The following is a 10,592-nucleotide window of genomic DNA, read 5'->3' as shown; positions in this document are numbered from 1 at the left end:
CCGCGCCGGCCGCGACGACCGCGCCGGGCATTCCCCAAACGACGGAGCTGGCGCTGTCCTGCGCCACGACGCAGCCGCCGACGGCATGAGCGGCGCGCGCGCCGTCCGACCCGTCGCGACCCATGCCGCTGAGGATGATCGTCAGCAGGCGATTGCCATGGATCGCGACCAGCGAGGTAAGCATCGGATCGACCGACGGCAGGCAGCCGCTCGCCGCCTGATCATGGGACAGCCGGATCGCGGTGCCGCCATCGGGCAGCCGCACGCCAACCATGTGCGCATCGCCCGGCGCGACGACCATCCGACCGGGCCGGACCCGCAGCCGATCGATCGCGACGTCGCACGGTCGCCCGGCGAGCACGGTAAGCTGGGCCGCGAAATAGGGCATGAAGCTGGCGGGCAGATGCTGGGTGATGAGGATCGGCACGCGGCATGAGGCGGGAATCTCCCGCAGCAACAGGCTGAGCGCATGGATGCCGCCAGTCGAGGCACCGATCGCGACCAGATCGAAGTCCGCGCTGGTTGGCGACGGCGGCGGTACGATCGACTGCGACTTGCGCGACGCAGGAATGGGCTCAAGCGGCTTGGCGGCGGTGGCGCGGGACGGCACGGCCGTGCCGGCGGGCGCGCTCAAGCGGGTCAGCGTGTCGACCAGCGTCGCGGAGAAGCGCCGGGTGTAATCGGCGGGGCCGGGTTTGGCCAGCACCTCCGCCGCGCCCAGCGCGAGCGCCTGGATGCCCTCGGCAGCGGACGACACCACCACCACCTTCGCGCCCGGAGCGGCGACGAGCAGGTCGGGCAGCGCGGTCAGTCCGTCCACCCCCGGCAGGTTGATGTCGAGCAGGATGAACTCGACGGTACCCGTAGCAAGGAATGCCATCGCGGCAGCCACGGTGGGTACCGCCTGCACCACCACGCCCTCGCCGCTGGCGGTGATCGCCCGCGCCATGATCGCGCGCGCCACCGCCGAATCGTCGATGATGAGGACGCGATACGGTGTCGATGCGGGCAAGGCGGCCGCAGAAGGGGAGGCGCTCACCGCCCGTGTCCGGTCAGGCGACGCCGACGATCTGCAGCTTGCTCTCCAGCGTGTCGCGGTCGAACGGCTTCATCACATATTCGTCGGCACCCGCCTCGATCGCCGCACGGATATAGGCCATGCCGTTCTCCGTGGTGCAGAACACGACCTTGGGGCGGGTCGGCACGGTTGAGCCGCGCAGCGCGCGCAGGAAATCCATGCCGCTCATCACCGGCATGTTCCAGTCGAGCAGGATCACGTCGGGCGGCGAAGCCAGGCACTGGTCGAGCGCCTCGCGACCGTCGCTCGCCTCGCTGACCGTGAAGTCGAGCGTTTCGAGGATGTGGCGCGCGACCTTGCGGATCACCTTCGAATCGTCGACCACCAGACACGTCTTCATCGAAACAGCCTTTCACGCTTGCTGACGCCATCATGGCCGGGCACCGGTAAGGGTGCGGTTAAGATGCGGAGATTTTACGCCGCCAATGCCGCCGGCGAGGGCAGCAGCGCGGCGAGGTCGAGGATCAGGATCGGCTTGCCGTCGCGCTCGACGATGCCCCGGCCCGCCAACCGCCAGCCGCGATCGAGCGCGAGGCCCAGCGACAGGGCCTGCGGCTCGAACGAGGCGACATCCTCCAGCGCCTCGACGAGGAAGCCGTAGGAATGACCGTCGATCCGCGCCGTGATCGCCCGCCGCGCCTCGGCCGACATCGGCGCGAGGCCCAGCGCAAGGGCGGTGTCGATCACCGTCACCACCCGGCTGCGCAGTGCCGCCAGTCCGCGGATCGCGGGGCTGGTGCGCGGGATCGAGACCAGGTCGGTCAGGTCGACAACCGCGTCGATATGATGGGTGTCGATCGCGACGGTGCGCCCGGCGATCGTCGCGATCAGGAACAACACGCTCATCGGCTTCCTCCCGCGATCAGGCGACCGCCTGCCAGTGTGTCGGCCAGCGCGGCGACCACCGCCTCGCGGTCATAGCGATAGATGCTGCCATCGCTGCCGCCGCGATCCCGGCGCAGGCGGATGGTCGGCAGGTCGTCCGGCGGCGACGCGTCGTCCATCGCCAGCGCCAGGACGGCGCGCTGGCCGGCCGGCACGCGGGTGACGCAGCGATAGCCGGCCGCCTCCAGCGCCGGCTTGAGGAAGCCGGCCATCCAGCCCTCGCCATCGGCGTGGAGCAGGCACAGCGGCCGCGCGGCCGGCGCGATCTCCTGCGCGGCGAACAGCGCGTGGACGTCGATCAACTCGACCGGCATCTCGTCGATCATGGCGATGCCGGCGGTGAAGCCGTCGCCGGGCACGGGCGAGATCGACGCGGGCAGCGCGACGATGTCGATCGGTTCGGCGATGACATAGCCGATGTCGCGCTCGCCGTCGGTGAGCCGCAAGACCGAGGCGTCGAGGCCCGGATCGACGGTGCCGACCAGATGCAGCGGCAGCAGTTCGCCGTTGACGGTCAGATACATGCGCTCGCCGCTTGGCTGGATGGCGGCGGCCGGGACGGTCTCGACCCGATCGACGGTGGCGAGCGCGACGGCGCGGCGGCGTCCGTCGAGATCATCGAACATCAGCGCGAGCACCGCCGTTTCCTCCTCGACCGGGGCGGCATCGTCCTGTTCCTGCACGCCCTCGACGAAGCTCAGCCCCGCCGCCGCGGCGACGCCTGCCGCATCGAGCAGCAGCATCGGCAGGCCGCTGTCGGGCAGCGTCTGGCCGGCATAGATGCCCGATCCCATCACCGCCGGTGCCGCCGGCTTGATCACCAGCTCCTCCGTGTCGAGAACGGTGTCGATGCCAAGCGCATAGCGGCCCAGCCTGGTGGCGACGATCATCAGCATCGCCGGCAGGCGATCCGCCACGCCGAGAACGGCCGCCAGCGACACGAGCGGCAGCCGCTCGCCACGCACCGCGGCGATCGCGGCATCGCCGATCCGGTCCAGCCGCACCGTATCGTTGCGAGTCGAGACGATCTCCTCGATCGCCTGGCGCGGCAGGGCGAAACGCTGCTCCTCGACGCCGACGACAACGGTGGAGATGATCGACAGCGTCAAGGGCACGTTGATCGCGATCGACAATCCGCGTCCCGGCGTGTTGGTCAGGCTGACCCTGCCGCCGATCTGCTCGATGTTGGAGCGCACCACGTCCATGCCGACCCCACGGCCGGACAGGGCGGTGACGGCGTCGCGGCTCGACAGGCCGGGCGCGAAGATCAGCTCCAGCCGCGCCGCGTCGCTCATCGCGGCGGCTTCGGCCTCGCTGCACAGCCCGGCCTGGATCGCCTTGGCGACGATGCGCGCGACGTCGATGCCGGCCCCGTCGTCGCCGACCTCGACCACGATCTGGTTACCCGACTGGCGGGCGGAGATGCTGAGGCGACCCGCTTCGGACTTGCCGATGGCGCGGCGGTTGCCAGGAGCCTCGATGCCGTGGTCGATCGAGTTGCGGACGATGTGGACCAGCGGGTCGCGCAGCAGCTCGATCATTTCGCGGTCCAGCTCGACATCGCCGCCATCGATCGACAGCAGCACCTGCTTGCCGACATCGGCGGCGGTGTCGCGCACCATCCGCGGCAGCGCGGCGAACAGCGCCTCGATGCGCTGCATCCGGGTGCGGGTCACCGTGTCGCGCATCTCCGCCACCGTCGCCGACAGCCGCTCCAGCGCCGCCTCGCTCTGCGGATCGGGCGCGGCGTCGCGCATTCGGCGCGCCAGCTCGTTGCGGGCCAGCACCATGTCGGACATGCCGCTCATCATCCGGTCGAGCAGGTCGACGTTGAGGCGGATCGAGCGGCTGGCCCCACGCTGGAAGCTGGGCTGCGCGGCCTGCGCGATCGGGGCGGCATCCTCGGCCAGCGCGGCGATCAGCAGGTCCTCGCTCGAATCATCGAGCGCGACGCCGGCATCGATCGCCTCGACCAGCTCGCCGATCCGGTCGACGATGGCGAGGACGGCGTTGACCAGGGCGGTGTCGGGCACCCGCGCACCGTCGCGCACCGCGGCCAGGACGTCCTCGGCGGCGTGGCTCAGCCGTGCCAGCCGCGGCAGGTCGAGAAAGCCGCAGCTGCCCTTGACGGTGTGGACGAAGCGGAAGATCGCATCGAGCCGAGCGCGATCGGTGGGGTTGCTTTCCCATGCGACGATCTCCCCCGCGAGCGCCTCCAGCGTCTCGCGCGTCTCCGACACGAATTCCTGCAGCAGATCGTCCATGCATGTCCCTCGTTACGGAGGCTCATGGACGAACAGGCGTTAAAGCGACGTTTACCGCACCGGATCAGCGCCCGGGATCAGGCCGCAAGTGTCGCGCCGAACACCATCACCCCGTCGGCGGGTTCCGACACCTGAACGCTGCCGCCCTGGGCGGCGACCAGCGAATGGACCAGGAAGGCACCGGCCGCGCGCGGGGTGACGCCCTCGAAGCTCTCGCCGTCCGACAGGGTGGCGCGCAGCTCCGGATCGAGGACGAGGCGCGGGCCGGCGATCTTCACCGCGATCTCGATGCGGCCCTGCTGGCTCTCCGCACCGATGTCGAGCGTGCCGCCGCGGATCAGCGCGTCGATCGCGATCAGCGCCAGATTCATCAGTACCTTGACCGCGTCCTTGGGCATCACCTCGTCCTCGACCAGCCAGCCGAGCTCGATCCGCTTGTGATCGACCAGCAGGCCCTCGATCGCGGTGCGCGCCTCGCGCGGGTCGATCGTCGCGCCGAAGCCGCCCGCCGCGCCGAACGCCAGCCGGAAGAACTTTAGCTTGCTCGCCGAAGCCCGCGCGCTCTCGGCGAGCAGCTCCAGCACCCGCTCGCGCATCGCCGCGTCCTTCTCGTCGGCAAGCAGCTCCAGCCCGTTGTTGAGCGCCCCCACCGGCGACAACAGGTCGTGGCACAGCCGCGAGCAGAGCAGGCTGGCGAAGTCGACGGGGGTGACGGGCATGGGAGGATGTTCCTGACGGGTCGCCCGCTTGTGGCGCGGGCGAGTCGCGTGCGCAAGCGGCGGTCGTCAGTCGCGCAGTGCCACGGCGTCGAACCGGCCGTGCCGCTCGCCCTGCGGAACGGCGCGCCATGCCCGTATATCGGTGCCGGCGACGATCACCCAGATCCAGCCGTTCGGCTCGGCCGCCACCGCATCGCACGCCGACGGCTCGGCGCTGCCCGATGGATGCGAGTGGTAGCAGCCTAGGATCGCGGGTCCGCCCGCCCTCGCCTCGCGGTGGACGGCGAGCAGCGCGGCAGGATCGATCTCGAAACGGCGGGACGGGTCGGCCGCGACGTTGCGGCAGGCGCGCGCCTCGTCCACGCAGCCGTTGCGGCCGAGCAGCAGCCCGCATACCTCTACGCCCGGCGACGCCGCCGCATGGGCAAGGATCGCCGCCGCCAGCTCGCTTGAAATTCCCGCGTCCATCGCCATCTGGAGTAAAGCATGGACCGGGGGGTTGCCATCATCGAAGCGACGATCGCGCCGGCCGCGCATGGCTGGCGGCTCGACCGCGCGCTGGCGGAAGCGGTGCCGACGCTGTCGCGCGAGCGGCTCAAGGTGTTGATCGCGAGCGGTGCGGTGTCGCGAGGCGAGGCGCTGACGCGCGACCCGGCGATCAAGGCGACGGCCGGCGAGGTGTTCGCGGTCGCGGTCCCCTCCCCTGCCCCCGCGCATAACGAGGCGCAGGACATTCCGCTGGTCGTCGCCTTCGAGGACGAGCATCTGATCGTCGTCGACAAGCCCGCCGGGCTGGTCGTCCACCCTGCCGCCGGCAATCTCGACGGCACCTTGGTCAATGCGCTGCTCCACCATTGCGACGGATCGCTGTCGGGTATCGGCGGCGTGGCGCGGCCCGGCATCGTCCACCGCATCGACAAGGACACGTCGGGGCTGATGGTCGCCGCCAAGACCGACCGTGCCCATGAGGGCCTCGCCCGCCAGTTCCACGACCACAGCATCGACCGCCGCTACCGCGCGATCACCACCGGCATCCCGGCCCCGCCAAGCGGAACGATCGACGCCCCGCTGGCCCGCAGCCCGCAAAACCGCAAGAAGATCGCGATCGTCGCCGGTGGCCGCCGCGCGGTGACGCACTATCGCACCGAGCAACGGCTGGCCGATGCCGCGCTGGTCGAGTGCCGGCTGGAGACCGGGCGCACCCATCAGGTGCGGGTGCACATGGCGTCGATCGGCCATGCCCTGCTGGGCGACCCGGTCTATGGCCGTGCAAGAGGGGCCTCAATGGCGATCCTGGCAACATTGGGTTTCCGCCGTCAGGCGTTGCACGCAGCGCACCTGGGCTTCATCCATCCGGTGAGCGGTACGCGAAAGGCGTTCGACAGCCCAATGCCGGCCGATATGCAGGAACTGTTCAGCCGGCTTGACGTATAGACACCATCGCGTTTCGCTGCAGTGCGGGAGGCGCGACTCTCCGCCAGGAAAGGGAGAACATCATGGCAGCTCGTAGCAATGTCCCGGCGACGATCCCCGCGCTCGGGAGCGAGGCGGGCCTCAACCGCTACCTGTCGGAGATCAAGAAATTTCCCCTCCTGCAGCCCGAGCAGGAGTTCATGCTCGCCAAGCGCTTTCAGGAGCATGGCGACACCGATGCGGCGGCGCAGCTCGTCACCAGCCATCTGCGCCTCGTTGCCAAGATCGCGATGGGCTATCGCGGCTATGGCCTGCCGACGTCCGAGCTGATCTCGGAGGGCAATATCGGGCTGATGCAAGGCGTGAAGAAGTTCGAGCCCGACCGCGGCTTCCGCCTCGCCACCTATGCGATGTGGTGGATCCGCGCGTCGATTCAGGAATATATCCTGCGCAGCTGGTCGCTGGTTAAGATGGGCACCACCGCGGCGCAGAAGAAGCTGTTCTTCAACCTGCGCCGGATGAAGTCGAAGCTCGACGCCTTCGAGGATGGCGATCTGTCGCCGGAGAACGTCGCCAAGATCGCCACCGATCTGGGCGTCGCCGAGAGCGACGTGGTCAGCATGAACCGCCGCATGGCGATGGGCGGCGACACATCGCTCAACGTCTCGATGAACGAGGACGGCGAAGGCCAGTGGCAGGACTGGCTGCAGGACGACGCGCCGCTGCAGGACCAGATCGTCGCCGAGGAGCAGGAGACCAGTGTCCGCCACGGCATGTTGGTCTCGGCGATGGACGACCTCAACGACCGTGAGAAGCACATCCTGACCGAGCGGCGGCTGACCGACGACCCCAAGACGCTGGAGGAGCTGTCGCAGGTCTATGGCGTGTCGCGCGAACGCGTCCGCCAGATCGAGGTGCGTGCGTTCGAGAAGCTGCAAAAGGCGATGATGCGGATCGCCGGCGACAAGCGGCTGCTCGCCGCCGCCTGAGGTGACGGGCACCGTCGTCATCGGCGGCGGTGCGGCCGGGATCGCGGCGGCGCGGACGCTCCACGATGCCGGCGAGGATGTCCTGCTGGTCGAGGCCAAGGGTCGGCTTGGCGGCCGTGCGCATAGCATGGCGCTGTCGTCGCTGGTGGCGACTGATGCGGCGCTGCCCGACTGGGTGGTGCCGTTGCTCGATGACCGCCATGTCGATTTGGGCTGCGGCTGGCTACACTCGGCGAGCCGCAATCCCTGGACCGGCATTGCCGAACGCGAGGGTTTGGCCGTCGATCGCTCATCGCCGCACTGGCACGAGCAATGGCAGGACCTCGGCTTTCCCGCCGACGATCAGCGCGCGTTCGGCGAAGCCTTTGGCGGCTGGCAACAGGCCGCTTACAAGGCCGCGGCGGGACCCGACCGGTCGCTGGCCAGCATCCCCGCCGATCCGCGCTGGCGGCCGATGCTCGACGCGATCTCGGGTTACGCCAATGGCGCGCAGCTCCGCGACGTGTCGCTTCACGACTGGCACGCCTATGACGACGCTTCGGATGACGACAACTGGGCGGTGGTCGAGGGCTATGGCACGCTGATCGCCAGTCATGCGCGCGGCTCCGTCCGGCTCGGCACACCGGTCAGGCGGATCGACCATCGCGGGCGCACGCTGCTGATCGAGACCGATGTCGGCACGATCGCGGCGGAGCGGGCGATCGTCTGCATGCCCAGCGCGACCTTGGGCGCGATCGTCTTCGACCCGCCGCTGCCCGACAAGCAGGATGCCGCCGCGGCGCTGCCGCTCGGGCTGGCCGACAAGGTGTTCATCGCCGTCGACCGTCCGGACTGGCCGGCGCACGCGCATCTGGTCGGCGATCCGAACCGCGTCTGCACCGCCAGCCATCGCCTGTCGCCGTTCGGCTGGCCGATCGTTGAGAGCTTCTTCGGCGGCGACTGCGCCGAGGCGCTGGAGGATGAGCACGCCGCCTGCGCCTTTGCGGTCGACGAACTGGTCGCGCTGCTGGGGAGCGACTGGCGCGCGCGCCTTCACCCCCTCGCCGCGACCCGCTGGCGGCACGAGCCGTTCATCGGCGGCAGCTATTCCCACGCGCTGGTCAGCCGCGCGGGCGAGCGCCAGGTGCTGGCCGAGCCGGTCGACGACCGCCTGTTCTTCGCGGGCGAGGCCTGCTCGCGCACCGACTTCTCGACCGCGCACGGTGCCTACCAGACCGGCGTCGACGCGGCGCGCGCGGTGCTGGCGTTGCGGACGGAAGTGGCGATACAAGCGGGCGCATGATCCGCCTTCTCCGCTGGCTGCTCAAGGGTGCCTTGGTGTTCGTCGCCGTGACGGTGCTGTGGGTCGGGCTGTACCGCTTCGTGCCGCCGCCGTTCACAGCCACCATGCTGGGCGACGTGATCGGCGGTCATGGCGTCGCCAAGAGCTGGATGCCGCTCAGCCGCATGGACCCGGCGATGGCGCGCGCGGCGATCGCCGGCGAGGACGGGCACTTCTGCATGCACCACGGCTTCGACTTCAAGGCGATCGAGGGCGCGGTCTATCGCAACGAGAAGGGCGGGCGCATCCGCGGCGGCTCGACCATCAGCCAGCAGACCGCCAAGAACGCGTTCCTGTTCCAGGGCGGCGGCTACCCGCGCAAGGCGGTGGAGGCGTATTTCACCGTCCTGATCGAGGCGCTGTGGGGCAAGCGGCGGATCATGGAGGTGTACCTCAACATCGCCGAGACCGGCATCGGCACCTATGGCGCGAACGCCGCCTCCCAGCGCTATTTCGGCCACGACGCCAGCCACCTGACGCCGACCGAGGCGGGCCGCATCGCGGCGGTGCTGCCGCTCCCCAAAAAGCGCGCGGCGATCGACCCGCATGGCTTCGTGCGCTCGCACGGCAATGTGCTGGCGCGGTATGTTGGCGTGGTTCGGCGGGGTGGGTTGGATGGGTGTTTGCGGTGATTTTATAGGTATAGCAGCCTATGCTCAGAATCAGTCGCCCGAGGTTATTCGCTGATAGCCGCTCTTACTGCACGCCAAAGAGACCAGACGCAGCCTCCGGCACTAACCAGCGCTGACAACCACCAAACAGCAGTGATCAACGTGCCGAAGAATGGTCCGGCAACTGCCATTGGCAATATGGAGACCATAATGGCATGTTGATAAAGATGCTCAATCGGCCGATTGATGCCGCAATAAGACATCCCCAGCGCGAACGGCCCTGTTGGCGTTAGCAATGGATCAGGCGGGCAGTGCGCGATAACAGCACCCATCAAGGGCGCGCCAAGCGGGCTCAGAAGGAGCAAGAGCCAAAGCACAACCTGAGAGCAAGAGCGGCTGGGGCGCATGATTACTCTGTATCACCTGGATGCTTTACGATCGCGTTCTGCCAATCGCACCGCGTTCTCTAACGAACAATTACTCCAGCGCGGGCAAAGCCCGCGCCGTCGACCGTCGCTGCGCGACGCCGGCCGGGCTGGCGCGTCTCGACGCCAGCTTGCTGGCGGCGTGCGCGCTGCGCCTAGAACGGCAGCTTGAAACCCGGCGGCAACGGGATACCGGCCGACATCTTCGACATCTCCGCCCCCGACACCGCGTCGGCCTTGGCGCGGGCGTCGTTGAACGCGGCGACGACCAGATCCTCCAGCATCTGCTTCTCGCTCGCCACCATCAGCGTGTCGTCGATGCTGAGGCCGATGATCCGCCCCTTGGCCGAGGCGCGGACCTTGACCAGGCCGCCGCCGGCCGCGCCCTCGACCTCGATCGTGTCGAGGCTCGCCTGCGCCTTCTGCAGCTCGGCCTGGACGTTCTGCGCCATGGCCATGATCTCGTCGAGGTTCTTCACATCGCACTCCTTTGGTCGATCGGGGATGGGTCGGGGGACGGCATCGGCCAGCTTTCCAGCTCGGCCCCGGGGAACGCCACCATCGCCGCGCGGACGACCGGCGTCGCCAGGATCGCGTCGCGCGCCGCCGCTTCCGCCGCCTTGTGGCTCTCGCGCAGCGTCGGTGCGCCCTCCACGTCGCTGGTCGTGACCCGCCAGTTGGTTTCGGTGGCACGCTTCAGCGCCTCGGCAACGTCGGCGGCGAAGCGGTCGGGCAGCGGCCGGGCGCCGCTGAGCACCAGCTCCGGCGGCGCATAGCGCACCACGCTCGCCCGCAGGTGGAGCGACGCCGCCATCGCGTGCTGCCCCTTCCCCTCCAGCAGCGCGACGAGCGCGGTGAAGTCGCGCGGCAGCCCCGGTGCGGCGGGC

Annotated in this window: 11 protein-coding genes and 1 pseudogene; 4 read left to right on the top strand and 8 right to left on the bottom strand. The window is 69.2% G+C overall.

Features of this window, described 5'->3' with window-relative positions; translation table 11 throughout:
- The 6 genes from HUU96_RS05315 to HUU96_RS05290 form a co-directional block, all read right to left on the bottom strand.
- The coding region (locus HUU96_RS05315) for a chemotaxis protein CheB (protein WP_254605017.1) at window positions 1-964 on the bottom strand (964 nt) is incomplete at its 3' end.
- An 88-nt stretch (window positions 965-1,052) separates the two neighbouring features.
- On the bottom strand, window positions 1,053-1,418 hold the full coding sequence (locus HUU96_RS05310) for a response regulator (RefSeq protein WP_174291813.1): 366 nt from the start codon (window positions 1,416-1,418) through the stop codon (window positions 1,053-1,055).
- A 74-nt stretch (window positions 1,419-1,492) separates the two neighbouring features.
- Window positions 1,493-1,924 carry a chemotaxis protein CheW gene (locus HUU96_RS05305; protein WP_174291812.1) on the bottom strand — a complete coding sequence of 144 codons (432 nt, stop codon included), beginning with the start codon at window positions 1,922-1,924 and terminating at the stop codon, window positions 1,493-1,495.
- A complete protein-coding gene (locus HUU96_RS05300; RefSeq protein ID WP_174291811.1) occupies window positions 1,921-4,227 on the bottom strand; it encodes a chemotaxis protein CheA in 2,307 nt (768 codons plus the stop codon). The genes HUU96_RS05305 and HUU96_RS05300 overlap by 4 nt, the downstream gene beginning before the upstream one ends.
- 77 nt (window positions 4,228-4,304) lie before the next feature.
- Window positions 4,305-4,946 (bottom strand): histidine phosphotransferase family protein, encoded by a 642-nt coding sequence (locus tag HUU96_RS05295; protein ID WP_174291810.1) that lies wholly within the window; start codon window positions 4,944-4,946, stop codon window positions 4,305-4,307.
- 66 nt (window positions 4,947-5,012) lie between these two features.
- Window positions 5,013-5,414: a Mov34/MPN/PAD-1 family protein gene (locus HUU96_RS05290; protein ID WP_174291809.1), complete on the bottom strand. Its 402-nt coding sequence runs from the start codon at window positions 5,412-5,414 to the stop codon at window positions 5,013-5,015.
- A gap of 18 nt (window positions 5,415-5,432) precedes the next feature.
- Between HUU96_RS05290 and HUU96_RS05285 the strand changes: the two genes are divergently transcribed.
- The 4 genes from HUU96_RS05285 (at window position 5,433) to mtgA (ending at window position 9,301) form a co-directional block, all read left to right on the top strand.
- Window positions 5,433-6,380, top strand: coding sequence for an RluA family pseudouridine synthase (locus HUU96_RS05285; RefSeq protein WP_174291808.1), 948 nt, complete (start codon window positions 5,433-5,435; stop codon window positions 6,378-6,380).
- 62 nt (window positions 6,381-6,442) lie between these two features.
- Complete coding sequence (gene rpoH / locus HUU96_RS05280) at window positions 6,443-7,348, top strand: RNA polymerase sigma factor RpoH (RefSeq protein WP_174291807.1); 906 nt, start codon at window positions 6,443-6,445, stop codon at window positions 7,346-7,348.
- Window position 7,349: 1 nt separating this feature from the next.
- Window positions 7,350-8,630: a flavin monoamine oxidase family protein gene (locus HUU96_RS05275; RefSeq protein ID WP_174291806.1), complete on the top strand. Its 1,281-nt coding sequence runs from the start codon at window positions 7,350-7,352 to the stop codon at window positions 8,628-8,630.
- Window positions 8,627-9,301 (top strand): monofunctional biosynthetic peptidoglycan transglycosylase, encoded by a 675-nt coding sequence (mtgA, locus tag HUU96_RS05270; protein ID WP_174291805.1) that lies wholly within the window; start codon window positions 8,627-8,629, stop codon window positions 9,299-9,301. Before HUU96_RS05275 ends, mtgA begins: the two co-directional genes overlap by 4 nt.
- 559 nt (window positions 9,302-9,860) lie before the next feature.
- Here the strand turns inward: mtgA and HUU96_RS05265 are convergent.
- On the bottom strand, window positions 9,861-10,184 hold the full coding sequence (locus tag HUU96_RS05265) for a YbaB/EbfC family nucleoid-associated protein (RefSeq protein ID WP_174291804.1): 324 nt from the start codon (window positions 10,182-10,184) through the stop codon (window positions 9,861-9,863).
- Window positions 10,181-10,592, bottom strand: a pseudogene (locus HUU96_RS05260) (DNA polymerase III subunit gamma/tau); the annotation flags it as partial. The gene HUU96_RS05265 and the pseudogene HUU96_RS05260, both read right to left, overlap by 4 nt.

The sequence above is a fragment of the Sphingomonas bacterium genome, from assembly GCF_903644135.1.
Classification (GTDB): domain Bacteria; phylum Pseudomonadota; class Alphaproteobacteria; order Sphingomonadales; family Sphingomonadaceae; genus Sphingomonas.
Note: the sequence above shows the minus strand (reverse complement) of the source record. Positions and strands in the feature narration are given on the sequence as shown.

Bases quoted from the DNA above. Each gene is read 5' to 3' on its own strand.
- HUU96_RS05295 (WP_174291810.1), bottom strand. From the start codon at position 4,946: ATGCCCGTCACCCCCGTCGACTTCGCCAGCCTGCTCTGCTCGCGGCTG.
- rpoH (WP_174291807.1), top strand. From the start codon at position 6,443: ATGGCAGCTCGTAGCAATGTCCCGGCGACGATCCCCGCGCTCGGGAGC.
- HUU96_RS05310 (WP_174291813.1), bottom strand. From the start codon at position 1,418: ATGAAGACGTGTCTGGTGGTCGACGATTCGAAGGTGATCCGCAAGGTC.
- mtgA (WP_174291805.1), top strand. From the start codon at position 8,627: ATGATCCGCCTTCTCCGCTGGCTGCTCAAGGGTGCCTTGGTGTTCGTC.
- HUU96_RS05285 (WP_174291808.1), top strand. From the start codon at position 5,433: ATGGACCGGGGGGTTGCCATCATCGAAGCGACGATCGCGCCGGCCGCG.
- HUU96_RS05305 (WP_174291812.1), bottom strand. From the start codon at position 1,924: ATGAGCGTGTTGTTCCTGATCGCGACGATCGCCGGGCGCACCGTCGCG.
- HUU96_RS05300 (WP_174291811.1), bottom strand. From the start codon at position 4,227: ATGGACGATCTGCTGCAGGAATTCGTGTCGGAGACGCGCGAGACGCTG.
- HUU96_RS05290 (WP_174291809.1), bottom strand. From the start codon at position 5,414: ATGGACGCGGGAATTTCAAGCGAGCTGGCGGCGGCGATCCTTGCCCAT.